At 70.3% G+C, this 24,241-nt stretch carries 25 protein-coding genes and 1 pseudogene; 10 read left to right on the plus strand and 16 right to left on the minus strand.

Features of this window, described 5'->3' with window-relative positions; genetic code table 11:
* A partial coding sequence (locus tag AADR41_RS32085; protein ID WP_342285171.1) for an FAD-dependent oxidoreductase occupies positions 1-759 on the minus strand: 759 nt, incomplete at its 3' end.
* Between the two features lie 78 nt (positions 760-837).
* On the minus strand, positions 838-1,524 hold the full coding sequence (locus AADR41_RS32090) for a DUF305 domain-containing protein (RefSeq protein WP_342285173.1): 687 nt from the start codon (positions 1,522-1,524) through the stop codon (positions 838-840).
* A 159-nt stretch (positions 1,525-1,683) separates the two neighbouring features.
* Between AADR41_RS32090 and AADR41_RS32095 the strand changes: the two genes are divergently transcribed.
* Positions 1,684-3,174 (plus strand): LVIVD repeat-containing protein, encoded by a 1,491-nt coding sequence (locus AADR41_RS32095; protein WP_342285174.1) that lies wholly within the window; start codon positions 1,684-1,686, stop codon positions 3,172-3,174.
* A gap of 126 nt (positions 3,175-3,300) precedes the next feature.
* Here AADR41_RS32095 and AADR41_RS32100 read toward each other — a convergent pair whose 3' ends face one another.
* The 7 genes from AADR41_RS32100 to AADR41_RS32130 form a co-directional block, all read right to left on the minus strand.
* On the minus strand, positions 3,301-3,480 hold the full coding sequence (locus AADR41_RS32100; protein WP_342285175.1) for a hypothetical protein: 180 nt from the start codon (positions 3,478-3,480) through the stop codon (positions 3,301-3,303).
* A 45-nt stretch (positions 3,481-3,525) separates the two neighbouring features.
* Positions 3,526-4,251, minus strand: coding sequence for an HAD family hydrolase (locus tag AADR41_RS32105; RefSeq protein ID WP_342285176.1), 726 nt, complete (start codon positions 4,249-4,251; stop codon positions 3,526-3,528).
* Between the two features lie 78 nt (positions 4,252-4,329).
* Positions 4,330-5,028, minus strand: a complete 699-nt coding sequence (locus AADR41_RS32110; RefSeq protein WP_342285177.1) for a phosphatase PAP2 family protein — start codon at positions 5,026-5,028, stop codon at positions 4,330-4,332.
* A 33-nt stretch (positions 5,029-5,061) separates the two neighbouring features.
* A complete protein-coding gene (locus tag AADR41_RS32115; RefSeq protein WP_342285179.1) occupies positions 5,062-5,997 on the minus strand; it encodes a M56 family metallopeptidase in 936 nt (311 codons plus the stop codon).
* A gap of 86 nt (positions 5,998-6,083) precedes the next feature.
* Positions 6,084-6,677 carry a DUF5134 domain-containing protein gene (locus AADR41_RS32120; RefSeq protein ID WP_342285181.1) on the minus strand — a complete coding sequence of 198 codons (594 nt, stop codon included), beginning with the start codon at positions 6,675-6,677 and terminating at the stop codon, positions 6,084-6,086.
* Positions 6,678-6,814: 137 nt separating this feature from the next.
* Positions 6,815-7,639, minus strand: a complete 825-nt coding sequence (locus AADR41_RS32125; RefSeq protein ID WP_342285183.1) for a phosphoenolpyruvate hydrolase family protein — start codon at positions 7,637-7,639, stop codon at positions 6,815-6,817.
* Between the two features lie 81 nt (positions 7,640-7,720).
* Positions 7,721-8,974 carry a Tm-1-like ATP-binding domain-containing protein gene (locus AADR41_RS32130; protein WP_342285185.1) on the minus strand — a complete coding sequence of 418 codons (1,254 nt, stop codon included), beginning with the start codon at positions 8,972-8,974 and terminating at the stop codon, positions 7,721-7,723.
* 105 nt (positions 8,975-9,079) lie between these two features.
* Between AADR41_RS32130 and AADR41_RS32135 the strand changes: the two genes are divergently transcribed.
* Complete coding sequence (locus AADR41_RS32135; RefSeq protein WP_342285187.1) at positions 9,080-10,492, plus strand: aminotransferase-like domain-containing protein; 1,413 nt, start codon at positions 9,080-9,082, stop codon at positions 10,490-10,492.
* Between the two features lie 15 nt (positions 10,493-10,507).
* Here AADR41_RS32135 and AADR41_RS32140 read toward each other — a convergent pair whose 3' ends face one another.
* The gene (locus AADR41_RS32140; RefSeq protein WP_342285188.1) at positions 10,508-10,894 is read right to left on the minus strand and encodes a VOC family protein; all 387 of its coding nucleotides are present in this window, start codon (positions 10,892-10,894) and stop codon (positions 10,508-10,510) included.
* A 77-nt stretch (positions 10,895-10,971) separates the two neighbouring features.
* On the opposite strand from AADR41_RS32140, the gene AADR41_RS32145 reads away from it, so the two are divergent.
* Positions 10,972-11,523 (plus strand): GNAT family N-acetyltransferase, encoded by a 552-nt coding sequence (locus AADR41_RS32145; RefSeq protein WP_342285189.1) that lies wholly within the window; start codon positions 10,972-10,974, stop codon positions 11,521-11,523.
* Positions 11,524-11,535: 12 nt separating this feature from the next.
* Here AADR41_RS32145 and AADR41_RS32150 read toward each other — a convergent pair whose 3' ends face one another.
* Positions 11,536-12,186, minus strand: a complete 651-nt coding sequence (locus tag AADR41_RS32150; protein ID WP_342285191.1) for a glycerophosphodiester phosphodiesterase — start codon at positions 12,184-12,186, stop codon at positions 11,536-11,538.
* 319 nt (positions 12,187-12,505) lie between these two features.
* Here AADR41_RS32150 and AADR41_RS32155 point away from each other — a divergent pair, with 319 nt between their 5' ends.
* Genes AADR41_RS32155 through AADR41_RS32165 form a run of 3 tightly spaced genes read left to right on the plus strand, consistent with a single transcriptional unit; the run spans position 12,506 to position 15,755 of the window.
* On the plus strand, positions 12,506-13,903 hold the full coding sequence (locus tag AADR41_RS32155) for a DUF6421 family protein (RefSeq protein ID WP_342285193.1): 1,398 nt from the start codon (positions 12,506-12,508) through the stop codon (positions 13,901-13,903).
* A gap of 26 nt (positions 13,904-13,929) precedes the next feature.
* Positions 13,930-14,697 carry an SDR family NAD(P)-dependent oxidoreductase gene (locus tag AADR41_RS32160; RefSeq protein WP_342285195.1) on the plus strand — a complete coding sequence of 256 codons (768 nt, stop codon included), beginning with the start codon at positions 13,930-13,932 and terminating at the stop codon, positions 14,695-14,697.
* Positions 14,676-15,755, plus strand: coding sequence for a threonine aldolase family protein (locus tag AADR41_RS32165; protein ID WP_342285197.1), 1,080 nt, complete (start codon positions 14,676-14,678; stop codon positions 15,753-15,755). The genes AADR41_RS32160 and AADR41_RS32165 overlap by 22 nt, the downstream gene beginning before the upstream one ends.
* Positions 15,756-16,059: 304 nt before the next feature.
* Here AADR41_RS32165 and AADR41_RS32170 read toward each other — a convergent pair whose 3' ends face one another.
* On the minus strand, positions 16,060-16,800 hold the full coding sequence (locus AADR41_RS32170) for a hypothetical protein (protein WP_342285199.1): 741 nt from the start codon (positions 16,798-16,800) through the stop codon (positions 16,060-16,062).
* A gap of 209 nt (positions 16,801-17,009) precedes the next feature.
* Here AADR41_RS32170 and AADR41_RS32175 point away from each other — a divergent pair, with 209 nt between their 5' ends.
* Positions 17,010-17,396 carry a DUF6355 family natural product biosynthesis protein gene (locus tag AADR41_RS32175; RefSeq protein WP_342285201.1) on the plus strand — a complete coding sequence of 129 codons (387 nt, stop codon included), beginning with the start codon at positions 17,010-17,012 and terminating at the stop codon, positions 17,394-17,396.
* 259 nt (positions 17,397-17,655) lie between these two features.
* Here the strand turns inward: AADR41_RS32175 and AADR41_RS32180 are convergent, their stop codons facing one another.
* From AADR41_RS32180 to AADR41_RS32195, 4 genes are all read right to left on the minus strand, one after another.
* Positions 17,656-19,683 (minus strand): WD40 repeat domain-containing serine/threonine protein kinase, encoded by a 2,028-nt coding sequence (locus AADR41_RS32180; RefSeq protein WP_342285203.1) that lies wholly within the window; start codon positions 19,681-19,683, stop codon positions 17,656-17,658.
* Between the two features lie 437 nt (positions 19,684-20,120).
* Positions 20,121-20,894, minus strand: a complete 774-nt coding sequence (locus AADR41_RS32185) for a VOC family protein (RefSeq protein ID WP_342285205.1) — start codon at positions 20,892-20,894, stop codon at positions 20,121-20,123.
* A 59-nt stretch (positions 20,895-20,953) separates the two neighbouring features.
* A complete protein-coding gene (locus AADR41_RS32190; protein WP_342285207.1) occupies positions 20,954-21,511 on the minus strand; it encodes a hemerythrin domain-containing protein in 558 nt (185 codons plus the stop codon).
* 443 nt (positions 21,512-21,954) lie between these two features.
* Positions 21,955-22,677 (minus strand): lysophospholipid acyltransferase family protein, encoded by a 723-nt coding sequence (locus tag AADR41_RS32195; RefSeq protein ID WP_124719298.1) that lies wholly within the window; start codon positions 22,675-22,677, stop codon positions 21,955-21,957.
* 194 nt (positions 22,678-22,871) lie between these two features.
* On the opposite strand from AADR41_RS32195, the gene AADR41_RS32200 reads away from it, so the two are divergent.
* The 3 genes and pseudogenes from AADR41_RS32200 to AADR41_RS32210 all read left to right on the plus strand — a co-directional run.
* A complete protein-coding gene (locus AADR41_RS32200) occupies positions 22,872-23,222 on the plus strand; it encodes a TlpA family protein disulfide reductase (protein ID WP_342285211.1) in 351 nt (116 codons plus the stop codon).
* 196 nt (positions 23,223-23,418) lie between these two features.
* A complete protein-coding gene (locus tag AADR41_RS32205; protein WP_342285212.1) occupies positions 23,419-23,925 on the plus strand; it encodes a flavin reductase family protein in 507 nt (168 codons plus the stop codon).
* A gap of 203 nt (positions 23,926-24,128) precedes the next feature.
* Positions 24,129-24,241 (plus strand): annotated as a pseudogene (locus AADR41_RS32210) (electron transfer flavoprotein subunit beta); the annotation flags it as partial.

Raw genomic sequence — 24,241 nt, forward strand, 5'->3', positions numbered from 1 at the left:
GGGTGAGGGCAGGGCGGGGCCCCGGTGGGCGGACGGGTCGGCGTACGCCGGATCGAGGGAGAGTTCCGCCTCGTCCACCACGACCCGGACCCGTGGCAGAGCGCCCAGCTCGCGCAACTCCTTGGTGGTGAACCTGGCCTGTGAAGGTCCCCGTCTGCCCGCCATGTGGATCTCGCGCACCCGGCTGTCGCTCAGCGTGCCCAGCGCACCGCGCGGTACGTCGGTGGGGCGCAGTTCCTGTGCGCTCCGCGCGAGGATCCGCGTCACGTCCACCGCCACGTTGCCGGCCCCGATCACCACGACCGAGCGGGCTTGCAGTGCGAAGCCCCCGGCCGCGGCGTCGGGATGCGCGCTGTACCAGTCGGGATGTGCGCTGTACCAGGAGACGAACTCGGTGGCGGAGAAACTGCCGGGCAGCTCCTCGCCGGGGACGGCCAGCGGCCGGTCGGTCGCGGCCCCGACGCAGTAGACCACCGCGTCGTAGAGCTCGCCGAGCCGGGCGGGCGGAATCCCGTCACTGCCCACCTCGACGTTCCCGAGGAAGGTGATCCGCTCGTGCTCCAGCACGGCCCGCAGGCTGTTCTGCAGTGACTTGATCTTCTCGTGGTCCGGGGCGACACCGTAACGCACCAGGCCGTACGGGCAGGGGAGCCGGTCCAGCACATGGACCCGGACATCGGGCACCCGGTCCTGCGCGAGCAGGGCCTGGGCGGTGTAGACCCCGCTGGGACCGGAGCCGACGACGGCGACGCGGAGCACGGCGCACCTCTTCCCTGAGGATGCCTCCAGCATCGCACCGGTGGGCGGAAGGGCGGAGAGGCGCGCCGGGCGCCGCCATCAGGACGACATCGTGCGCATCCTGTTGATCTCCACCGTCTGCTGCGCGACGACGTCCCCGGCCATCTCCTCGATCTGCACGTTGTTCCCCTGCGCGAGCACCTCGGTGGCCATTGTGATCGCCCCCTGGTGGTGGGTGATCATCAACTTCAGGAAGAGCTTGTCGAAGGCGGCGCCGTCCGCCTCGCGCAACTGCTTCAGCTGTGCCGCGGTCGCCATCCCGGGCATGGCGGAGTGGTCGTGGGCCGATTCGCGCTTCGCCCCGCCGTTGTGTGTGAGCCAGCCCTCCATGGCGCCGATCTCCGGCTTCTGGCTCGCGGTGATGCGCTCGGCGAGCCTCTTGACCGAGGAGGAGCCGGAACGCGACGGTACGAGTCCGGTCAGCTTCAGCGCCTGGGCGTGGTGCCGGATCATCATCCGGACGTAGCGGTGGTCGGCCGAGTTGGGGGTGTCGTCCCCGGCGGCCTTCGCGGCCTCCTCGGTGGAGAGGGTACGTGCGGGTTCGCCCGGCTTTCCGGGGGCCACCACCGAAGGTCCCCCGCCCGCCTGCGACTTCGTGGGGCTGTCGCTGTTTCCCGCATCGCACGCGGCGAGGGCGAGAACGGCCGGGACGGCCACCGCGACGATTACGGATCTGCGTACACACATGGTCTGACGGCGGATCAACAAGCGGACCTCCACGGCCATATGGGTTGGCTGCCGACCGTCCTGACACGCTTTGGCGCGGCAGCGATCAGAAACTTTCATTTACGTCTCTGTTGCCATCTGTTGGGATCACGATGGCAAGGACGATACTGCCGAGGTCCGTGAACCGTTCAACTACGTTCGGATGCATGGGAGGACGCAGTGATTTCGTTGCACACGAGCCCGGTGCGGGGCAGACGCCTGGGCGTGGCGACGGCAGCCGCCGGCCTGCTGGCCACGTTGCTGATGGCCGGACCCGCGGCCGCGACACCCGACCCCGGTGACCGGGGAGCGGCCCGGACGGGTGTCTCCGCCGCCCAGCGGGCCGAGGCCGAGGCCGCCATCAGAAGCGGCGAGGTACCCGGCGTGGACGAGATCGTCCACAGCTCCAACATCACTCATCTGGCCAACGTTCCGAAGGACGCACTCAAGGGCCTCAACACGGACCTGGCCTTCCAGGGGAAGTACGCCTTCGCCGGAAACTACGACGGCTTCCGGATCTTCGACATCAGCAACCCCAGGTCCCCGAAGACGGTCTCGCAGGTCCTGTGCCCCGGCTCGCAGAACGACATCTCGGTCTCGGGCAACCTGCTCTTCCTGTCCACCGACTCCTCGCGCAGCGACAACTCCTGCACCAGCACCACCCAGCCCGCCACGGAGAAGTCCTCCTGGGAGGGCATGAAGGTCTTCGACATCAGCGACAAGCGCAACCCGAAGTACGTCGCCGCCGTCGAGACCGCGTGCGGATCGCACACCCACACGCTGGTCCCCGAGCGCAAGAACGTGTACGTGTACGTCTCCTCGTACTCGCCGAGCGCGACGTTCCCCGACTGCCAGCCGCCGCACGACGGGATCTCCGTCATCAAGGTGCCGCGCAACGCGCCCGAGAAGGCGGCGGTCGTGAACTTCCCGGTGCTCTTCCCGGACGGCGGCAACCCGGGTGCGCCGGAGAACCCGGGCGTCTCCAGGACGACCGGCTGCCACGACATCACCGTGCTGCCGTCGAAGGACCTGGCCGCGGGTGCCTGCATGGGCGACGGCCTGCTGTTCTCCATCAAGGATCCGGAGAACCCGAAGATCATCGACCGGGTGCAGGACAATGTGAACTTCGCGTTCTGGCACTCGGCGACGTTCAACCAGACGACGGACAAGGTCGTCTTCACCGATGAGCTCGGCGGCGGTGGCGCGGCCACCTGCAACGAGGAGATCGGCCCGAAGCGCGGCGCCAACGGCATCTACGACATCGTCGGCAGGGGCGACCACCGCAAGCTGGCCTTCCGCAGCTACTTCAAGATCGACCGCCCGCAGGCCGACACCGAGGTCTGCGTCGCCCACAACGGCTCGATCATCCCGGTCAAGGGCCGCGACCTGATGGTCCAGGCCTGGTACCAGGGTGGGGTTTCGGTGTGGGACTTCACCGACTCGTCGAGGCCGAAGGAGATCGGCTACTTCGAGCGCGGCCCGGTCACCACCGACGCCGTCACCACGGCCGGCTCCTGGTCGGCGTACTACTACAACGGCTACATCTACTCCAACGACATCGCCAAGGGCTTCGACGTCCTGAAGCTCGACGACCGGCGGACCGACCCGGCGAAGCGGGTACGGCTGGACGAGCTCAATGTCCAGACCCAGCCGGAGTACTTCGGCCGCTGACCGGCCGGTCTCCAGCCGACCGGAACCTCCACCCGGCCGGATCCACCGTGAACGCGAGACGTCCCGCAGGGCGCACTTCCAGCCCTGCGGGACGTCTGTGGGCCCAGCAGGGCAGGGGGCCGTGCGTCAGGCGGCGGACCTGGCGCCGCCACTCGTCGCCGCGGCCCACTCCACCAGCAGACGCTGGTACTGCTCTTCTTCCTCCGGGGACAGGCAGCCGCCCGAGCGCTGCCACAGGTCACGGATCTCTTTGTTCACCACGGCGGCGGTGCGCGTGGAATCGGAGGAGCACGGAGAACGGGACATACATACAGGCTAAGGCCCCGATGTGACAATCGGACCCATTGGGCGTCAGGGACATCTCTCACATGTCTGTCGGGCAACGCCCGGCACCAGTCCGAGCGTCCGCAGTCCGTCGGGCCGCTCCGACACCGGAAGATGGTGCACGAACCGCACCTCACAGCCCAGTGCGGCGGCCCCGCCGTCCGCGTTCCGGTCGTCGCCGACCATCACCACATCCGCCGGATCCAGCCCCAGATTTGTGCAGGCGGTGTGGAAGATCCGTGCGTCCGGCTTCTGGACGCCGTGCTCGTACGACAGCACATAGTCATCGATCAGGGGGTCCAGGCCGTGTGCCCGGAATACCGGCCGCAGGTCCCAGCCGATGTTGCTGACCACGCCGATCCGGACGCCGCTGTCGCGCAGTGCGCCGAGCACCTCCGGCGCGTCCGGGTACGGCTGCCAGGCGGCCGGTGTGCGATGCCGCTCGTACAGCGCGTCGTACAGCCCGGGATCCGGCAGCGCCACCTGACGGGCCAGCCCGGTGTACGCCTCCCGGTGCAGTTCCGCGCTTTCGTCACGGGTGGCCCACGCGGCGGAGAGCCGGGCGGGGACCTGCCGGGGGAGCGGGCCGCCCGGCAGCGCCCCGGCGGCCTCCAGCTCCGCCGCGTACCGCTCGAAGTCGGCCCCGCCCACCGTCACCCCCTGCTCGGCGAGGACCGCGCGCAGCCAGGACCGGACGGACTCGATACGGAAGAGAGTCCCGGAGAAGTCGAAGAGCACACCCTTGATCTGCATGGCTGTGATCCTCCCCGGCACGGGGGCGGCGCGACAAGGCCGCCCGCCCCGGTCCGGGGAGGGCGGGGCCCGGCCGGCTCAGGAGCGGCCGGGCGCGCGGAGCCCGCCGCGCCGCTCGTACCGGGCGAATCCGGCGATCGCGAAGCCGACCAGGGCCGCACCCAGCAGCCAGCCGCCCAGTACGTCGCTCAACCAGTGCACGCCCAGGTAGAGGCGGGTCACGCCCACCCCGACCACCGAGACGCACGCCACCACCAGCGCCGTCCGCCACGACCGGGGCCCCGCCCCGTGCCGGTGCAGCAGCCAGAGCAGCAGGCCGCAGCTCACCGTCGCCGTCATCGCGTGGCCCGAGGGGAACGCCGCGTAATGGGCGGAGTCCACCGGGTCGGGCCACTGCGGCCGCTCCCGGCCGACCGCCGACTTCAGCCCCTGCTGCACCACCGTGCCCAGCACGCTCGTCGCCGCCACCCACACCGCCAGCAGCCGCTCGCCCCGCCACCACAGCGCCACCACCGCCACCGTGATCAGGGCGCGCATGGTCCACGGATCCCAGACCCAGTCGGTCAGGATCCGGTTGACACGGACCAGGCCGGGTTCGGTCACCGCCCTGTGGTGCAGGGCATCCGCGACGGTGCGGTCCAGCGTCATCAGTGGTGACCAGCGCACGGCGACGAGGACCAGCACGACCAGTGCGAGAAAGCCGCAGACCGCACCCGCCCCGAAGGGGGTGACACGAGGAGGCGTACGGACCGGCGGGGGGAGCTGCGTGGACGGCATGGGGCGATCTTCGCGGAAGGCCGGCGGCCCTGGCTATCGCAGCGCGCTGAGCCCCGGAACGAAGGCCACCAGAAGCGGAACCACCGGCACCATCGCGGCCGCCGCGGTCAGCCGGAGCCGACGGCCCGCGGTGAGCCGGTCCGCCGGGGTCAGCAACCGGTTCACCCGCAGCGGCAGCTGAGCGTCCGGCGCCGGGCAGGGGCCGAACACGCCCCGGTCCTCGTTGAGTTCCACCAGGGCCAGGGCGATCGTCAGCCGTCCGAAACGCCTCGACGCGACATCGTCCGCGGCCAGTTCGACCAGCCGGTGCATCTCGTCGCGGAACGCCGCGAACACCGGTACCTGCGGAAATCCGGTCGCCAGGGCATCGGAACAGTGCAACAGCCAGTCGTGCCGTGCGTTCGCGTGCCCCTGCTCATGGGCCAGCACCGCATCGAGCTGACGGCCTTTCAGGCGCCTGAGTGCCGTGGTGGTGACGACCAGTTGAGGTGCGGCGCCCGGCAGCCACCAGGCATCCGGACGCTCTCCCTCCAGCACGACGAGACGGCCGCTGCCGGGCTTCTCGCCGGGCATCAGCGGGGCCCGCACCAGCAGTTCGGCGCGCCGCTGCCTGCGCCGCACCTGGGCCCGGTGGATCTCCCGGGTCAGCATCACCGCCGACCACACCCCGCCCAGCGCCAGCAGTACGGCCATGGCGGCGGACCACCGGCCGTGCCCGCCCAGCGCGTACGCCTCCACCACCGCGTGCGGCGCCGGGGCGAACACATGCCCGCGCACCGCCTGCCAGGCGGCGGCCGCGCTGAACGTCATGGAGAGTGCGAAGGACAGCAGCACCCCGGCCACCACGCACTGCCACACCCACAGCGCCACAACGGGCTCACGCTCCGGCCACCGGGCCCTGGCCATCAGCCGCGGGGTCAGGACGGCGGCCAGTGCACCGAGCAGCAGCAGTGCGAGGGAGACCAACATGACGCCAGCCTATGAGGGGCGCGGCACCCACGGGTATGGCTGTGCACGGCAAGTGACGCAGACCACGGTTTGACCGGCCGGCCGGCTCACAGGGTGAGCAGCATCGCGAACATGGCCATCCCCATCGTCAGCCGGCAGGCGAGCGCCAGCTCGGGGCGCGTACCCCAGGTGGTCCCGGCGAGGCCGCCGCCCGCCGGGGAGGGAGCGGCGGCCACCGGTATCAGCCGGGTCCCCGACCGCAGCACGTACACCGCGAAGTAGGTCAGCAGCAGTCCGGTCAGCAGGGGGACGCCCCCGGCCGTCGCCGCGCCCCCGTGACCCATGTGCTCGCCGTGCCCGCCGGGCGACGCCCCGCCGCCCGGCGCCATCGTCAGGGCCATGTAGAACATCGCCGAGGAACCCACCAGATGGTGCAGATGGTGACTGCCGCGCCGGGCGAACCACAGCGCGCGCAACGAGGCCGCCCCGAACAGCGCCGCGTACACCGCCCATCCCCAGGCGGGGGGTGTCACGACGGCCGCCGGCACCGCCATGGCGGCCATGCCGAAGCCCATCAGCGCCTCCGCGCGTGCCGCCCTGCGCCCCTCCCCGGTCTCGCTGCGGGTACGCAGCAGGCAGTACGCACCCGTCGTCGCGCACAACGCCATCAGCAGCCAGCCCGACATCGCCGATCCGTGCACAGCGCACCTCCCCCTGGCCGTACGACGCGGTCCCCCTGGTCGATGCCCGGGGGAGGACCGCCGTACGCGGCGCACTGAAGTACAAGGGAGCGCGCGGAGGGAGCGTTCCCGCCGCGCGCTGTGCCTCCGTGCCCCTGTCAGCCGAGCGTGAGGGACTTGAAGGCGCGTGCCTGCTCGGTGATGGCACGCTCCGTGGGCAGCCGTTCCACGGACGAGGCACCGAAGAAGCCGGCGATCCCGGAGGTGTGCTCCAGGACGTAGCGGGCGTCCTCCGGTTCGGCGATCGGGCCGCCGTGGCAGAGCACGATGATGCCGGGATTGACGCGCTTCGCGGCGTCGTGCATCTCCTGCACGGCGGTGGCGGCCTGATCGAGGGTGAGCGCGGTCGAGGCGCCGATGGAACCCTTGGTGGTCAGCCCGACGTGCGGCACGAGGACATCGGCACCCGCCCGCGCCATCTCGGCGGCCTGCTCGGGATCGAACACATAGGGCGCGGTGAGCAGGTCGCGCTCGTGGGCCTGGCGGATCATGTCGATCTCCAGACCGAAGCCCATGCCGGTCTCTTCGAGGTTCTCGCGGAACCTGCCGTCGTACAGCCCGACGGTGGGGAAGTTCTGTACGCCGGTGAAGCCGACGGCCTTCAGCTGGTCGAGGAAGTTGCCCATGATCCGGAACGGATCGGTGCCGCACACCCCGGCGAGCACGGGGACGTCCCGCACCACGGGCAGCACCTCGCCCGCCATGTCGAGCACGATGGCGTTGGCGTCGCCGTACGGCAGCAGACCCGCCAGCGAGCCCCGGCCGGCCATCCGGTACCGGCCGGAGTTGTAGATGATCAGCAGATCGACGCCGCCGGCCTCCGCGCACTTGGCGGACAGGCCGGTGCCTGCACCCGCGCCTATGACGGCCTTGCCTGCTGCGACCTGCTCGGTCAGGCGCGACAGGGCTTGATTGCGGTTCACGGATGGACTCCTGTTTCCGTTGGTGGGTTTCTCGCCGCCGGGGCGCGCGGATGCGAGGCCCCGGGCGTGCGGACGTGCGGCTCAGACGTTCGGGTGCGAACGTTCCTGGGTGCTGATCAGCTGGTGGAGGTGGTCGGCGGCGGCGACGGCGAACGACGTGTCGTTGAGGTGGGCACTGATCTCGCGCAGATCGACGGAGCTGCCCCGCAGCGCGGTGCGCAGGGACGCCAGCCCGGCCGCGTCGGCCTCCGGGTCGTGGAACGGTCCGCCCGGCGCGTCCACCGCGGAGACGCCGCCCAGCGGCCAGAGGACCGCCGTCGGGCCGTGCGCCGAGGCCAGCTTCCGCCCCATGGAGCCACCGAGTTCGGCCATCTCGTCGGCCGTGGTGCGCATCAGGGTGACGGTCGGGTTGTGCTCCAGGAACTGGCGTCCGGCGAAGCGCTCCGGGACGGTTTCGGCGGCGCCGAAGTTGACCATGTCCAGCGCGCCGGGTGCGACCACCTGCGGCAGCCCCGCCCGGCCGGCCGCGGTGAGCCGGTCCGGGCCGGCGCTCAGCACGCCGCCGACCAGATCGTCCGCGAGCTCGGTGGTGGTCAGGTCGAGGACACCGGCCAGGAACCCGCCCGCGGCGAGCTTCTCCAGCGCGCGGCCGCCCGCGCCGGTGGCGTGGAAGACCAGCACCTCGTAGCCCAGCTCGTCCAGCCGCTGCCGGGCGGCGTCCACCGCCTGGGTGGTGACACCGAACATGCTGGCGCCGATCAGCGGACGCCCCTGGGGCTGCGACTCGTCCAGCCGCCGTTCGTGGTGGATGGCCATGCCCGCCGCGGCGGCCACCGCGTTGCCCATGATCTGCGTCGACACGGAGTTGATGCCCGCCACGTCGACCACGCTGTACATCATGGTGATGTCGCTGCTGCCGACGTACGGCGACACGTCCCCGCTGGCCATGGTGGACACCAGCACCTTCGGGACGCCGATGGGCAGCGCCTGCATGGCACGCGCGGCGATGAACGAGCCACCGCTGCCGGCCACCGCCAGCACCGCGTCCAGCTGCCCCTCGCGGTACAGATCACCGACGATCTGCTCGACCCCGTCGGCCATGGCGGACACCGCCGCACCGCGGTCCCCGTTGGCGCGCAGCGCCTCCAGACCGTGTCCGGCGCGGCGCGCGACGGCCGCCGCGTCGATGTCGCCGGTGACCGTGCCCACGGGCGACGGCATCACCCCGGCATCGACGAGCACCACGTCGCAGCCCGACTCACGAAGCCGCGCGGAGAGCCACTCGTACTCCGGCCCTTTGGTGTCCAGTGTTCCGACGAGCACCACGGTCGCCATGTTTCTGCTCCTTTGCAACGGCGTTCTCCCGATCATGTGCGAGCCACCGGAGGGCGGCAAAGACCACTTGAGGGCAATTGGCCTGCGGCGGGCGATGATGAGGGCATGGACCGGATTCCTCCCACCCGGCTGTCCCGTCTGCTGACCGGGTGGTCCAAGGACGGCACGGGCGTGATGCCGCAGCTGCTGGCCGAGGCGCTGCGCGAGCTGGCGCAGCGCGGAGACGTGGCACCGGGCACGGTGCTGCCCTCCCAGCGCGCCCTGGCGACGGCGCTGGGCGTCAGCCGTTCCACGGTGACGGCGGCGTACGGACTGCTGGAGGCCGAGGGATGGCTGGAGAGCCGGCAGGGCAGCGGCTCCCGGCTGCGGGGCTCCGGCGCGGTGGGCGAGCCGGCCACCGAGGGCCGCCTCGCCAGCTTCGGGACCAGGGACGGCGGCATCGACCTGTCCAGCGGGGCGCTGGACGGCCTGCCCGCGGTCGCGGCGGCGGCCGGCGGGCTGTCCGCCGCCGACCTCACCGCCGCGCTGGCCGGCGACGGATACCTCCCGTACGGGCTGCCCGAGCTCCGCGAGGGGATCGCCGAGTACCACCGCTCGGCGGGCCTGCCCACCTCCCCGGATCAGATCCTGGTGACCGCCGGATCCCAGCAGGCCGTCTGGCTGATCACCCAGGGCCTGGTCGAGCCCGGCGACACGGTGATCGTGGAGGATCCGACCTACCGGGGCGCGCTCGAAGCACTGCGCGGCCGCGGCGCCCGGCTGGTGCCGCTGCCCGCGGACGGGGCGCACGGCGCCCGGGCGCTGGCCCGGCTGGCCGGTCACGTCCGCCCCCGCCTGGTCTACCTCCAGCCGGCCGTCCACAACCCCACCGGACGCGGCATGGACGAGTCCACCCGCCTCGCCTGGGCCGCCGTCCTGGCCGAACAGGGCCTGTACGTGGTCGAGGACAACGCCTACGCCGAACTGTCCCTGCTCGACGACGCCGCGCCCCGCTCCCTCGCCGGCCTGCTGCCACCAGCCGCCACGGCCACCGTGGGCACCCTGTCCAAGCTGTTCTGGGGCGGACTCAGGCTGGGCTGGATCCGCGCCTCCACCACCGTGATCCGGCGGCTGGCCGACATCAAGAAGTCCGTCGACCTCTCCTGCCCGGTGGTGGAACAGATGCTGGCCGTGAAGCTGCTGCGGCAACTGCCCGAAGCCCGGGCCCACCGCCGCTCCCGGCTGCGCGAACGCCTGGCGGAGACCGAACGGCTCCTGCGCGAGCAGCGGACCGGCTGGCGGTGGGAGCGCCCCGACGGCGGCTCGGCCCTCTGGGTGGAGATGCCGGGTGCCGACGCCGAGGCCACCGCCCAACTGGCCCGCCGCGCGGGCGTGCTGATCGTCCCCGGCCCGGCCTTCTCCGCCGTGGACGGCTTCCGCCACCATGTGCGGCTCCCGTTCGCCGACGACGACGGCGGCCTGGCGAAGGCCCTGCCTGTGCTCGTCGACTGCGCGGAGCGCAGCCGCACCGCTCACTGACGGCATCCGGGGCCGTCAGGGGCGGTACCGCAGCGGATGGTCCGCGGGGACCTCCACCATGACGATCCGGTGCCCGTCGGGGTCGCGGAGCCACATCTCGACCAGGCCCCAGGGCTCGCGCACCGGCTCCCGCAGCACCTCCACACCGCAGGCCGACAACTCCTCGTGCGCCGCCCGCACGTCCGCGACCTGCATCCACAGTTCGAGACCCGGCACCGGCGGCCCGGCGGCGCGCCCGGACACCTCCAGGAAGCCCCCGCCCAGGAAGTAGACCGTGCCCCGCTCGGGGCCGGTACCGAACTCCCGGTAGACGGGCAGCCCGAGGGACCGTCCGTAGAAGCTCCGTGACCGTTCGGGATCCACCGGACGCAACAGGACCCGGCTGCTCAGCACATGAACCATGGGCCGACTCTAGATCCGCGACACCCGCGTTACGCTGCTCCGGCACGGCCACAGCACAGAAACGGAGAGCCACCGCAATGGACACCGCCCCCGCCCAGGACCCGGGACAGCTGACCTTTCGCGACGCGGCCGACGCCGATGTGCCGGCCCTGGTGACGCTCATCGAGTCGGCGTACCGCGGGGACTCCAGCCGGGCCGGCTGGACCACCGAGGCGGACATCCTCCAGGGCCGGCGGACGGACCCGGACGGTGTTCGGCAGGTCGTCGAGGCGCCCGGCAGCCGGCTGCTCGTGGTGGAGCGCGACGGCGCGCTCGTCGCCTGCTGCCAGCTCGAACACCGCGGCGAGGCCGCCTACTTCGGCATGTTCGCGGTCCGTCCCGGACTCCAGGGCGCGGGCCTCGGCAAGGTGATCATCGCCGAGGCCGAGCGCACCGTCCGGGAGAGCTGGGGCGTGCGCGAGATGCACATGACCGTGATCTCGGTGCGCGAGGAGCTGATCGCCTGGTACGAGCGGCGGGGATACCGCCGTACGGGAGAGCTCAGCCCGTTCCCGTACGGCGACGAGCGCTTCGGCATTCCGCAGCGTGACGACCTCGTCTTCGAGCTGCTGGTCAAGGACCTCGTCTGACCGGGGCCGCGATCAGGCGGTGAAGCGGCCGGCGCGGCGGATCTCCGGGTAGTCGGTGGTCGCACCGTCCAGCCGCAGGGCGCGCGCCAGACGCAGATGGTCCTGGGTGTTCACCACCCAGCCGATGACCTTCAACCCTTCGGCGTGCGCCTGTTCGGCGACCTCCAGGGTGAGGCGGCGGATGTTCAGCGCCAGGGTCGCGGCCCCCACCGCCTTCGCCCGGTCCACCACATCGCCCTGCCAGCGGCTCGCGATGAGCACGGTCCGTACCCCCGGCACCAGCCGGGCGATCTCGGCCACCGCCTCGTCGTGGAACGAGGACACCTCGACCCGGTCGACGAGACCGCGTCTCAGCATCACCTCGGCCAGCGCGCGGGCCGCCGCCGCGTCCTTGATCTCGGCCTGCACGGGGGACCGCACGGCGTCCAGCACCTCCTCGAAGACCGGCACCCGCTCGCCCTGCCCGGCATCGAGTTCCCGCAGCTCGGACAGGGTCTTCTCGTTGATCGGTCCCTGGCCGTCCGTCGTGCGGTCCACATCGGCGTCGTGCATCACGGCCAGTGCGCCGTCCTTGCTCAGGTGAAGATCCAGCTCGATCGCGTCCATTCCGGCCCGTTCCGCGTGGACGAACGAGCGCAGGGTGTTCTCCGGTTCGACACCCATCACTCCGCGATGTCCGATGGTGAGAAAAGACAAGGCAACCCGCTTCCGTCGACGGCGTCCTTCACGTGCGGCTCCTACCCACGAAGCACCACGGCATCACGGCGGTCCGGCAGTCCGACGGTCTCCGGGCGGAGGGGAAGGGGCGGACACCCGCTGCGCGGGTCCGGCCGGCGGAAGTAGTCGCTTCAAACGTTCCGCACAGGAAGAATCGCGGTGACCATGGGGGGTGCGCAGGATAATTTCCAGGGCCCCACTTGTCTCAAGGAACCGCACATGGATACGGTTGCTTGACGCGAGGTTCTCCCGTGGAGGAAGTGTTATGACGGAAATTCTTGTGCACGACGCCGCCGAAGGCGGCATAGCTACGGACCGGCGGGTGGTCGATCATCCCGCCTGGCCCGCGCTCAAGAATGCCGTGGAGGAGATTCGCCCCTGGCAGTCGAAGGACGGTTCCATCGACTTCGAGGCCGAGGGGGCGCCGTCCCCGGAGGCCGCACGCTCGACGCTGGACCGTGTGATCGCCGCGGTCGAGGAGCTCTCCCCGCTCCTCCCGCACGACGCCGACTACCACCGCGCCCTCGCCGCCGACCTGCGCCGCTGGGCCGCGGACGGCTTCGGCGTGCCCGACTTCCTGGACTCGCTGCTCGCCTTCCAGCCGGCCAAGGACCGCGCCGACGGCCTCCAGCACCTGGTCGTCTTCGCCATGTACACCCAGAACGGCAACCCGGACCGCAACCTCGAAGCGGTCGTGCTGCGCATGGTCTGGCCCGAGTGGCTCGCCGAGCTGGAAGCCACCCGCTACGACAACCCGCTGTTCTGCGGCATCACCTTCGAGGACTTCACCTCGGGATACGACACCAATTCCGCGGTGCTCTTCCCGGAGACCATCGCCGTGCGCGAGGCCCCCGAGCGCTTCAGCTGGGGTGGCATCTTCTGCGACCGCGAGGCCGCCCGCTTCCGCCGGGTCACCGAGGCCTCCGTCGAACTGCTCGGCGTCGAACTGCCCGAGGACATCCGGGAGATGGTCGCCGACCAGCAGCGCTGCGAGCAGGCCTTCGTGCTCTGGGACATGGTCCACGACCGCACCCACAGCCACGGCGACCTGCCCTTCGACCCCTTCATGATCAAGCAGCGCCAGCCGTTCTGGATGTACGGCCTGGAGGAGCTGCGCTGCGACCTCACCGCCTTCAAGGAGGCCGTGAAGCTGGAGGCCGACGGCGTCGCCCAGGGCCGTGACGTGCAGTACGCCGTGCTGTTCGACCGGATGTTCCGCTTCCCCGTCACCGGCGAGCGCGTCCGCAACTACGACGGCCTCGGCGGCCAGCTGCTCTTCGCGTACCTGCACAAGCACGACGTGATCCGCTGGACCGACAACACGCTGAAGATCGACTGGGACCGCGCCCCGCAGATCACCAACCAGCTCTGCGCCGAGATCGAGAAGCTCTACCGCGACGGCATCGACCGCCCCAAGCTGGTCCACTGGTTCGCCGCGTACGACCTGGTCTCCGCCTACCTCGCCCCGCACCCGGGCTCCCGCTGGGCCAAGGGCCCGGACGCGCTGGACCTGTCGCAGCCGCCGCGTAAGCTCGTCGACGATGTGCTTCCGGACGAGTTTCCCCTGAGCATGTTCTATGAGGCGCTCTCCAAGAAGCTGAAGAACGTGATCGCCTCGACCAAGGGGATCACCGCCGCGGATGCCGAGCGGGCAGCCGCGTGAGCGCCGGGTCTGAGGAGGCGGTGGCCATGAACGGAAAAGGCAAGGGCAACGGGAGCGGTGCTCTGGAGGGTGCGGTCGTCGCGGTGGCCGGTGCCGCCGGCCCGGCCGGACGGGCCGCCCTGCTGCGGCTCGCCGAGGCCGGCGCGACCGTCGTGGCCTCCGACGCGGACGCCACGCGGCTGGCCGAGGCGGTCGACGCCGCGCGCTACGCCCACGGGGGCGCCACCGTCACCGGCGACACGGTCGATCTGCTGGACCTCGGCGCCGCCCGGGAATGGGCGGACAAGACCGAGAAGGAATTCGGGCGGATCGACGGCCTGGTCCACCTCGTCGGCGGCTGGCGCGGCAGTTCGAGCTTCGCCGAGACCGACCTCGCCGACTGGAACCTGCTGGAGAAGCTGCTGATCCGTACGGTCCAGCACACCTCGCTGGCCTTCCAGGAGGGTCTCCAGCGCAGCGACCGGGGTCGCTATGTGCTGATCAGCGCGGCCGGGGCGAGCAAGCCCACCGCGGGAAACGCCGCCTACGCCGCGTCGAAGGCGGCGGCCGAGGCCTGGACGCTCGCGCTCGCGGACGCGTTCCGCAAGGCGGGGGGCGACGAAGGGCCCAGGACCGCGGCTGCGATCCTGATCATCAAGGCACTGGTGCACGACGCGATGCGCGCCGAGCGCCCCAATGCGAAATTCGCGGGCTTCACCGACGTCAAGGAGCTGGCCGATGCCATCGCCGGCGTCTGGGACCGGCCCGCCCCGGAAGTGAACGGAAAGCGCCTGTGGCTGACCCCACAACCGTAAGGACCGACGCGCGGCGCCATCACGACCCGCAGGTCCGCGGCTTCGCCAGCGACAACTACGCGGGCACCCACCCGGAGATCCTCGCCGCCCTCGCCCTCGCCAACGACGGTCACCAGATCGCCTACGGCGAGGACGAGTACACCGAGCACCTCCAGCGCGTCATGCACAGTCACTTCGGCCCCACCGCCGAGGCCTTCCCGGTCTTCAACGGCACCGGTGCCAACGTCGTCTCCCTCCAGGCGATGACCGACCGCTGGGGCGCGGTGATCTGCGCCGAGTCCGCCCACATCAACGTGGACGAGGGCGGAGCCCCGGAGCGGGTGGGCGGCCTCAAGCTGCTCACCGTGCCCACCCCGGACGGCAAGCTCACCCCCGAGCTCATCGACCGGCAGGCATACGGGTGGGACGACGAGCACCGCGCCATGCCGCAGGTCGTCTCGATCACCCAGAACACCGAGCTGGGCACGGTCTACACACCCGACGAGATCCGCGCCATCTGCGACCACGCGCACGGGCACGGCATGAAGGTCCATCTGGACGGGGCCCGGATAGCCAACGCCGCGGCGTCGCTGGACGTGCCGATGCGCACGTTCACCAACACCGTCGGCGTCGACGTGCTGTCCTTCGGCGGCACCAAGAACGGGGCGATCTTCGGCGAGGCCGTGGTCGTCCTGAATCCGGACGCCGTCCGTGCCATGAAGCACCTGCGCAAGCTGTCGATGCAGCTCGCGTCGAAGATGCGCTTCGTCTCCGTGCAACTGGAGGCGCTGCTCGCCGGCGACCTCTGGCTGCGCAACGCCCGGCACGCCAACGCGATGGCCCAGCGCCTCGCCGAGGGCGTGCGCACGGTGGACGGCGTGGAGATCCTCCACCCCGTGCAGGCCAACGCCGTCTTCGCCCGGCTGCCCCACGAGGTCGGCGAGCGGCTGCAGAAGCGCTTCCGCTTCTACTTCTGGGACGAGGCGGCCGGCGACGTCCGCTGGATGTGCGCCTTCGACACCAGAGAGGACGACGTCGACGCGTTCGTCCTCGCTCTGAAGGAAGAGATGGCGAGGTAGCCACGATCGAATGAATGTGCGGCCGACCGGAAAGTCATCGACCTCCGGTCGGCCGCACATCTGCGCTCGGCGGTCATGGAGCTGAGCCGGCAAGTACCGGGGCTCCCCGCCTGTCTCGCCGCCGGCGAAAGCCGTGGCACCACTGACCCGCGGAACGGCAAGCGCAGTCCTGGGCGCTGTGGGGCTCGTCGGCACGTAGGGCAGTGGCGGGCGGGGCCTTGCGACCCGGGGCCGGCGGATGCACGGGCCGGCGGTCTCTCTCGCTCTGCCACCAGCTGGTGGCGGTGTAGAACGGCGCCCTCGTTCACGGCAGGCTCAGCCGTGACCTGCGGTGGTCCGGGAAGCGATCGGCGTCCGGGTCGAGGAAGTCGATCAAGTCCATGAGCGTGACCTGAAGCTGCACGAGCCTGGGGTGCGGCCGCGTCGAGGAAGACAGTTCGCGGATGCCGTCCGCCAGCGGCTCGAACCACCCGGCGAAGTCGGCGTCGGTGTCCAGGCGCCGGCAGAACTCCGCGTAGCCCAGGCACCGGTCGTCGCTGTCGCAGATCACCAGCTCTCCGAGGGCCCGCTGATTGCTCCGGAATATGCGGAAGTGGGGGTCGTCGTAGCCGTCGGTGTTGAGCACGTTGCTGATGGCCGTCAGGTGCCGGACGACGGTCCGGGAGTTCTCACGGTTGCCGAGGTCCAGGAACTGGACCTTGCGTCGCAGCAGCTCCACTTGACCGAGGTAGTCGGCCATGACGTGCAGGGTGCTCCTGAGCGCATAGTCGCGATCGGAGTCGTGCTCTGGCGAGTAGTAGATGTTCAGGAACTTTCTGTCCACGATGTTGAACAGACGTGACTGAAGGTCATAGGCCGCCCACAGCAGCGGATCCCGGCGCTGACTCATCAGGTCCTGATGCTCGGCGAGCTTCAGCTGCTCCGCTCTCTGCCGCTCCAGCTGCGAGGCGAGCAGAGCCTGTTTCCAGCTGAACCGGGAGCTGAGCAGGACGCTTGAGAGGGCAACCGCTCCGGAGACCGAGGCCACCACCAGCTCGGTGTTCATGAGTCGTGAACCTATCGCGGACCGCAACTGCTTGGACAGGGGGCGGCCGGGGCCGGCGGCCCACAGCACGATTCCGTGACACTGAGTCATTGAATACATGCATGGCGTTACACTTGTGGTGCTGGTGTGACGCGCAAAAGGTGTCGTGGTGTCAGGCATCGCCGATCATCTGGTCGTCCATCGTCATGACTCGCCCCCAAGGAGTGTTCGTGAAGCTCACCCTCCGTCCTGTTCGAGCCGTCCTGGCGGCAGCGTCAGGTGCCGCGCTGGCCATGACGGCCTTCCCGGGTCCGGCTCACGCCGAGTTCGAGCGCGGTCCGGAAGCGCATCAGGCGGGCGTGAGCTCCGTCGTCCCGTGCGGCTTCTTCCGGTACAGCGTCCGCGAGTCCCAGTTCGCCGTGTACAACCACTGCGGCTCGACGACGGTGCGGGTACACGTCGACGTCAGAGGGGGCGGCAGCACGAATGACTACCACCTCTGTGTCAGCCCCGGCCGCACGCAGCTACCGGGCGCAGGCCCGAACTATCTCAACGCGTACTACATCGGCGGCGCCGGCTGCCGGAGCGGAGATCGCACCGCGCACACACCCCACTGAGCCTTGATCCGACGTCGGTGGCAAAGGGTTCAGCCCCAATTGCCGAGGGACACCAGCGGCAGCCGCCGCGCCTGGCAGGCTGTGGCGCGCTGGGGCTTTCGCGTCCTGCCGCAAGAGGGGGCAAGGGAGGGGGCGGAGATCGAACGTGAGCCGGCGGCAGTGCGGACAGCCCGGGCCGCCCCGCCCGCCCCCGGCGCACCGACCGAACGATGCCGCCCTTGGGAGCACTGCCGATGCCGCTTTCAGCTCTTCAGGGACTTCATGCGAGGTTCCAGAGTTGGACTTCGGTCGAGGGTCTCTTGCTCGTGGTGGCGAGGGTTGTGCCATCCGGACTGAGCGCCAGCCAGTAGTGTGCGCTGTCGTCCAGCACGGAGGCGCGCCCGGTGGCCACGTTCCACACCTTGAGCCCCTCCTTGCCGGCACTGGCGAGCGACTTTCCGTCGGGGCGGAACGCCACGGAGAACACGATCTCCTCGGTGAGCGTGGTGGTACGGCCGGTAGTGGCGTCCCACAGCCAGATGCCGCCGCGGTCGGTACCGGCCGAGGCCTCGTAGTTGGATCCGTCGCAGCTGGCGAGAGTCTTGCCGTCGGGGCTGAACGCCACCGCGTTGGTGTAGCTCACGGTGTCGCGGAGGGCGGTGACGCGGTGGCTCGAACGGTCCCAGAGGCGTACTCCGGACTCGCCGCCGGCCGCGATGGAGCGCCCGTCCGGGCTGAACGCCACGTGGAAGAAGGCCCCTTCGTGCCTGCCGTCAAGGGCTGTGCCGACGGGACGTCGCCCCGACAGGTCCCACAGCCGGATCTGGCCCTCGCCCCCGGTGTTGTAGTCCTGGCCGCCGACGGCGAGCGCCTTGCCGTCGGGGCTGAACGCCAGCGCGTTCGTCCAGGACCACGAATCGTCGTCGAAGTCCCACTCGCGCTTGAGGGTGGTCTGGACTCGCCCCGTGGCCATGTTCCACAAGGTGACGCTGTCCGAACCAGCACTGCCAACGGCGAGCGTCCTGCCATTGGGGCTGAACGCCACCGTGTTCGGCAGGAAGTCCGATTCCCCGAGGGTCAGGGTGGAGAGCCGACGGGTGGTCATGTCCCAGAGCTGGATGCAGCCGCTGTCCCCTCTGTCGTCCGATGCGTCGTCCGTCGAGGCTCTGTAACTGGCAGCGGCTACTGTCCCGCCATCGGGACTGTATGCCGCCCCTACGACTGGGACCTTGCCGTTGAGCTCGCCTGCGGTGGGCCTTTTCGGTCCTGCCTTCTTTGGCGCCTTCCCCGCTCCGCCCTGCTCTCCCGGATCCTTCTTGTCCCTGGGCCAGAAGACCACCGCAGGGACGACTGCCGCGGCCGCCGCGACACCGCCGAGCAAGATGGCGCGCCGCCCCGGGCCGCGGCGCAGACCTGACTTCCGTGATTCCGGTAAGGCCGGCGGTTCCGGTGGAGCAAGCGGTTCTGCCGGTCTCGGAGTGGCTCCCGGTTCCGTGCGGATGTGGGGTGATGGTCCGGTGCGTTGCAGGATCTCGGAGATCTCCGGTCGTTGCCCCGGCTCCTTGGCCAAGCACGCGGCAATCAGCTCGCGCAATGGGTCGGCGAGGCCGCCCAGACGCGGTGGCTCATCAAGGATCCGCCGTACGATCGCGGGAATGTTCGGGGCGTCGAAGGGGCCCTGACCGTTCGCGGCGAAGGCGAGCACACAGCCGAGCGAGAACACGTCGCTCGCCGAGCCCACCTCCTCGCCCCGGATCTGTTCCGGGGACATGAACGCGTACGTGCCGATCGGTGCGCCCGTAACGGTCAAGGCGCTGGCGTTGCCGACCTGGGCGATGCCGAAGTCGATGATGCGCGGGCCGTCATCCGCCATGATCACGTTGCCGGGCTTCAGGTCCCGGTGGACGAGACCGCACGCGTGGATCGCGCCCAGGCCTTCGGCCAGACCCGCGCCCAATTCGCTCACCGCCCGGGGTGTGAGCAAAGTGCCGTCGTGCACCAGGTCCTGCAAGGAGGGGCCGCTGATGTAGGCGGTCACCATCCATGGAGCCTCGGCATCCGGGTCGGCATCGATGACCTGCGCGGTGTGGAATCCGCCCACGCGCCGGGCGGCCTGCACCTCCAAGGCGAAGCGCTCCCGGAATCGGGGGTTGCGGGCATAGTCGGAACGAATCAGCTTGACCGCGACCTTGCGGCCGCCGCCCGGGGAGAGTGCCAGGAACACCTGGCCCATGCCGCCTGCGCCCAGTCTGGCTTGCAGGCGGTACGGGCCGATCCGGCGGGGGTCACCGGGTTGCAGGGGGACCATCCATACCGCCCATCACCGAGGAGATCAGTTGCACGCATTGTGCCAAGCAGCGTCGGTTTCGGGAGCAGAACAGTAACGGCCGATCCGACGACCCCGAGGCAGGGCAGGGCAGGGCGGGGCAGGGCAGTGCATGGCGGGGCAGTGCAGGGCGGGGCAGTGCAGGGCAGGGCAGGGCAGTGCAGTGGAGTGCAGTGCAGTGCAGGGTCTCCGTCCGAAGCGGCCTCGGTGTCTGGTCAGCCGTCACTCCCGGAGATCTGTTCTCGCCCGGCAGCTGCCGGGCGAGAACAGACGGTCGCCCATCCACAGTTGTCGTGCGGCGCCGACGACGCAGACGGGGACCGGGCCTTCGTCCTTCTGGATGCACATCGGGTCGAGAACGAGCCGCGTCGTGCGCCGGTGACCGACTGGACCGCATGGCTGATTGAGGGCGGCTGCCGTCAGGCGCCGGTCAGGGTGAAGAGGGCGCCATCGGCATCGCGGATGAGGAACGTACTGGCCGGAGTGCCGGCAGGCGAGGGAGACGGTGAGGATTCACCTCCGGCCGCCGTGGCGGCTGCCGCGGCCCGCTCGCCCTCCCTCACGCGGAAGTTGACGTTCCACCGGGGCCGGACCCGTGGGTCCGGGCCGGTTTCGTCGCTGCCGCCGTACAGCGTGGCGACGGTGCGTCCGCCGGCCTGGACGATGATGTGGTCCCGGGCGTAGTCGACCGTGCAGCCGCCGGGTGGCCGGGCCCAGTCGAAGACCTCGGCGTAGAAGATGGCGGCGTCGAACGCGTCACGGGTCTGGAGGTCGAGTCGTACCGGGGCCCGGCCTCGCCCTACCGGCCAGGTCAGGGCCGGGCCTTCCCAGAATCCGAACACGGCGCCGTCCCGGTCGGCGGCGATCCCGGCACGGCCCTCGCCCAGGGCCCGAGGGCCGACGGCGAGCGTGGCGCCGCGCTCGCTGATCCGTCCGGCTGTCTCGTCCGCGTCCCTGACGGCGAAATAAGGGGTCCAGACGGCCGGGTTGCCGGTGCCTTGGCAGCTTCCGATCCCGGCGACCGGTTCACCATGTGCCAGAGCCACCGAGAAGTCGCTGCCCAGTGCGCTCGGTTCGAAAGTCCAGTCCATGACGGCGGAGTAGAAGGACTGTGCCGCGCGCAGGTCCCGTGCCATCAGGCTCACCCAGCACGGCGCACCGGGCACCGGCACGGTTCTTTCGAGGGACGGCATTCGGTGCTCCCTGCGGGTGTGTGATGGGTATCAGGCCGTGCTCCGGGTGGCCAGGGGGCTCAGCGGGTGTGCGTGCGGAGCAGGTCGCGTACCCGGTCGACCAGTCCGGCTCCGGGTACGAGGAGTCGGTTGGCGGGCGGGGTGTTCGGGAGCGAGGGGTGGGGGCGGGTGGGGGCGGTCTGCCTGGCCCGGCGCACCAGCCGGCCGAGTTCGTTGAGCGTCTCGGGCGGAAGGGCGGCTGCGAGTCTCGGGAACAGTTCGTGTTCTTCCTCGCGCACGTGGGAGGCGACCTCGAACTTCAGCTTCGCGATCGTGTCGTTGAAGCGCGGGTCGTCGACGCTCAGGTCTTCGAGGTCCTTGAGCATGCGCTCGGCTCTGGCGTGGTCGGCGAGTTCGTTGTCCGCCAGGGCCGCACCGTGCGGTACGTGCTTGCGCACGGCGGGGTAGAGGTGCAGTTCCTCGGCGACGGTGTGCCGGACCAGTTCCGCGGTCAGCCGGTCCGCGAGCTCCCGCCGCCGGGGGTGGTCGACCGGCTGCAACTCGATCTGCGAGAACAGATCCTCCAGCTCACGGTGATCGGCCGCGAGCTCCACGATCACATCGCCACCGGGTTCCATCGCGACACAGCACCTCTCCTGAGGACGTCGCCCCTCGGGACTGAGGGCGCAAGCACACAGACAACACACCCGGGACGCGAAACCTGCGCCACGCGCGCGGGAACCGCACCGTACTCACCTCCCCGGCCCTGCGATCACCGCCGGTCCCGGGATCGGACTACGGGCTGAGGCCCGGCGGCGTCCTGCCCCGGTCCCGGTCCCGGTCCGGGGACACCTTCCCCCGCCGCGCCGGTCCGCTTCTCGGTTCTGCCCCCGTGCCCGGCAGGGCTTGGAGGTGCGGATGCCGCAGCCCTTGAGGGCGTGCCGTTTCCTCACCCCGGGATGTGGGGTCGAAAGGATTCCCGCCGGCCACTGCCCACGCGGCGGTCGTGGAGCTGCCGACTCCGGCCGCTCTCCGGGGGCGCGGGGCACCGCCCGCCCCCCCGGAAGAGACGTTTCGGCCGTCAGCTCTTCTCCCGCACCTCGGCGGGGGTCGGGGCGGTACCGCCGAGGTGGGCGGGCACCCACCAGGTGTCGCTCGCGTCCTTCGGACGCACCGGATAGGCACGCTGGGCCGCTTCCAGGAGCTCCTGGACCCGTTCCCGCAGCCGCCGGGTGATCGCGCCCGCGTACTGGTCGGTGGGCGCCTCCACCGGCTCACCGACCCGGATCGTCACCGGCACGTGATTGCGCTTGAAATTGCGTGGCCGTCCCTTGGTCCACAGCCGCTGTGTGCCCCACAGCGCCATCGGGATCAGCGGCACGCCGGCCTCCTGAGCCAACCGGGCGGCGCCCGACTTGAAGCTCTTCAGCGTGAACGACTCCGAGATGGTGGCCTCGGGGAACACGCCGACGATCTCGCCGGAGCGCAGCGAGGCGAGCGCGTGCGCATACGCGTCCTCGCCCTGCTTGCGGTCGACGGGGATGTGCTTCATCCCGCGCATCAGCGGCCCCGAGACCTTGTGCCGGAAGACCGACTCCTTCGCCATGAAGCGGACCAGCCGCTTCTGCGGCAGGGCCGCGAGCCCGGTGAAGATGAAGTCCAGATAACTGATGTGGTTGCTCACCAGTACCGCGCCACCGGTCTTCGGGATGTGCTCGGAACCCTGAGTGTCGATCTTCAGGTCAAGCGCCTTGAAAAACGTGCGAGCGGCGCCGATGACCGGCCGATAGACGAGTTCTGCCATCTGGGGAAGACCCTTCTTCAGCGCCTGAGGAGGGTTCTCCCGGCGGAAGTTACGCAGCCGTAGGTTTGCGGCATTGCGCCGATCGTGCCCCATGCGCGACGCGGTGGCCAGTCTCCGAGGGCTCGGGGCGCGAGATTCTCGTCACGTGGAACCTCCGGGAATGTCTCGTCGGCCGGCGGTGCTGACCTCTTGCGATGAGCTCTGACAGGAGGCCGAAGGTGGACGGGCAGAAGCGTGGAGGGCCGCTGGACGCGGCCCGGATCGGCGCCGAACTGGGCGAGCGGGCCACCCTGGTGCAGTTCTCCAGCGCGTTCTGTCAGCCCTGCCGGGCCACCCGCCGTACCCTCGCCGAGGTGGCCCGCATGGTGGACGGCGTCGCCCATGTCGAGATCGACGCCGAGGCGCATCTCGCCCTAGTGCGGGAGCTGGAGATCAGCCGGACGCCGACCGTGCTGGTCCTCGACGCGGCCGGCCGGATCGTCCGCCGGGCAGTCGGACAGCCACGCACCGTCGATGTCGTCGCCGCGCTGGGACAGGCGATGTGACGGACCGTGACGCATCTCCCACATCGCGGAACACTCTTGACTGCACCCACCATGCATCGTCAGTCTGACGCTATGCCGCCGGAAGTCCTTCTCTACGGCCGGGTCCACGTCGATCTCGCCCGCAACGCGAGTGCGCGCTGTCCGGGTGCCTGAGCAACCACGGCCCCGTAAGCCACTTCCGCAGAAGGACATGTCCATGACGGCATCGCCCGAGCTCGACGCCCCCCGCCAGGCTTCCCCCGAGCTGCTCCGCTCGGTCTTCCGCCAGCACGCCGCCGGTGTGGCGGTGATCACCGCCGCCGGTGACCGGCCGGTCGGCTTCACCGCCACCTCCCTCAACTCCGTCGCCGCCGAACCGCCACTGATCTCCTTCGGGGTCGGCGCCTCGTCCTCCAGCTGGCCGGTCCTTGCCGAGGCCGAGCACGTCGGCGTCCACATACTCGGCGAGCACCAGCAGGAACTGGCCGCCACCTTCGCCCGCAGCGGCGCCGACCGGTTCGGCCCGTCCACCTATTGGCGCAGTGGGCCCGAAGGAGTGCCGGTACTCGGCGGCGTACTGGCGTGGCTGGTCTGCCGCGTGGTCGCCCGCGTCCCGGCCGGGGACCACCGGATCGTGATCGCGCAGGCCGTGACCGGCGATCCGGCCGGGGTCGGCCGTCCGCTGGTCTATCACCAGGGCCGTTTCAACGCGCTGAGGGACTGATCCGGCCCGGGCGGCACATGGGGTGTCGTACGTTGGGCATATCACAGTTCCAAGCGCTTGCTCATAGGTGAGCCGCTGGGTGTACTGGCTAGTAATATTTCCGGTCGAGGCGTCGGTCGCCCCGACCGGAAACCGCCCCATCAGGCGCCTATGCTGCGTGCAACAAGGCAGCCCGGAAATGACGATGCAGTAGGAGAGCCGGCGTGAGCTTGAGGATCGTTGTCTGTGTGAAGTACGTGCCCGACGCCACCGGTGACCGGCATTTCGCCGATGACCTGACGGTGGACCGTGAGGATGTGGACGGTCTGCTGTCGGA

The organism is Streptomyces sp. CLV115, assembly GCF_038448545.1.
Lineage (GTDB): Bacteria > Actinomycetota > Actinomycetes > Streptomycetales > Streptomycetaceae > Streptomyces > Streptomyces sanglieri.

Excerpts from the sequence above, each read along its gene's own strand:
- AADR41_RS32090 (WP_342285173.1), bottom strand. The coding sequence starts at position 1,524 with ATGGCCGTGGAGGTCCGCTTGTTGATCCGCCGTCAGACCATGTGTGTA.
- AADR41_RS32100 (WP_342285175.1), bottom strand. The coding sequence starts at position 3,480 with ATGTCCCGTTCTCCGTGCTCCTCCGATTCCACGCGCACCGCCGCCGTG.
- AADR41_RS32105 (WP_342285176.1), bottom strand. The coding sequence starts at position 4,251 with ATGCAGATCAAGGGTGTGCTCTTCGACTTCTCCGGGACTCTCTTCCGT.
- AADR41_RS32110 (WP_342285177.1), bottom strand. The coding sequence starts at position 5,028 with ATGCCGTCCACGCAGCTCCCCCCGCCGGTCCGTACGCCTCCTCGTGTC.
- AADR41_RS32115 (WP_342285179.1), bottom strand. The coding sequence starts at position 5,997 with ATGTTGGTCTCCCTCGCACTGCTGCTGCTCGGTGCACTGGCCGCCGTC.
- AADR41_RS32130 (WP_342285185.1), bottom strand. The coding sequence starts at position 8,974 with ATGGCGACCGTGGTGCTCGTCGGAACACTGGACACCAAAGGGCCGGAG.
- AADR41_RS32135 (WP_342285187.1), top strand. The coding sequence starts at position 9,080 with ATGGACCGGATTCCTCCCACCCGGCTGTCCCGTCTGCTGACCGGGTGG.
- AADR41_RS32140 (WP_342285188.1), bottom strand. The coding sequence starts at position 10,894 with ATGGTTCATGTGCTGAGCAGCCGGGTCCTGTTGCGTCCGGTGGATCCC.
- AADR41_RS32145 (WP_342285189.1), top strand. The coding sequence starts at position 10,972 with ATGGACACCGCCCCCGCCCAGGACCCGGGACAGCTGACCTTTCGCGAC.
- AADR41_RS32150 (WP_342285191.1), bottom strand. The coding sequence starts at position 12,186 with ATGGGTGTCGAACCGGAGAACACCCTGCGCTCGTTCGTCCACGCGGAA.
- AADR41_RS32155 (WP_342285193.1), top strand. The coding sequence starts at position 12,506 with ATGACGGAAATTCTTGTGCACGACGCCGCCGAAGGCGGCATAGCTACG.
- AADR41_RS32160 (WP_342285195.1), top strand. The coding sequence starts at position 13,930 with ATGAACGGAAAAGGCAAGGGCAACGGGAGCGGTGCTCTGGAGGGTGCG.
- AADR41_RS32170 (WP_342285199.1), bottom strand. The coding sequence starts at position 16,800 with ATGAACACCGAGCTGGTGGTGGCCTCGGTCTCCGGAGCGGTTGCCCTC.
- AADR41_RS32180 (WP_342285203.1), bottom strand. The coding sequence starts at position 19,683 with ATGGTCCCCCTGCAACCCGGTGACCCCCGCCGGATCGGCCCGTACCGC.
- AADR41_RS32185 (WP_342285205.1), bottom strand. The coding sequence starts at position 20,894 with ATGCCGTCCCTCGAAAGAACCGTGCCGGTGCCCGGTGCGCCGTGCTGG.
- AADR41_RS32190 (WP_342285207.1), bottom strand. The coding sequence starts at position 21,511 with ATGGAACCCGGTGGCGATGTGATCGTGGAGCTCGCGGCCGATCACCGT.
- AADR41_RS32195 (WP_124719298.1), bottom strand. The coding sequence starts at position 22,677 with ATGGCAGAACTCGTCTATCGGCCGGTCATCGGCGCCGCTCGCACGTTT.
- AADR41_RS32200 (WP_342285211.1), top strand. The coding sequence starts at position 22,872 with ATGAGCTCTGACAGGAGGCCGAAGGTGGACGGGCAGAAGCGTGGAGGG.
- AADR41_RS32205 (WP_342285212.1), top strand. The coding sequence starts at position 23,419 with ATGACGGCATCGCCCGAGCTCGACGCCCCCCGCCAGGCTTCCCCCGAG.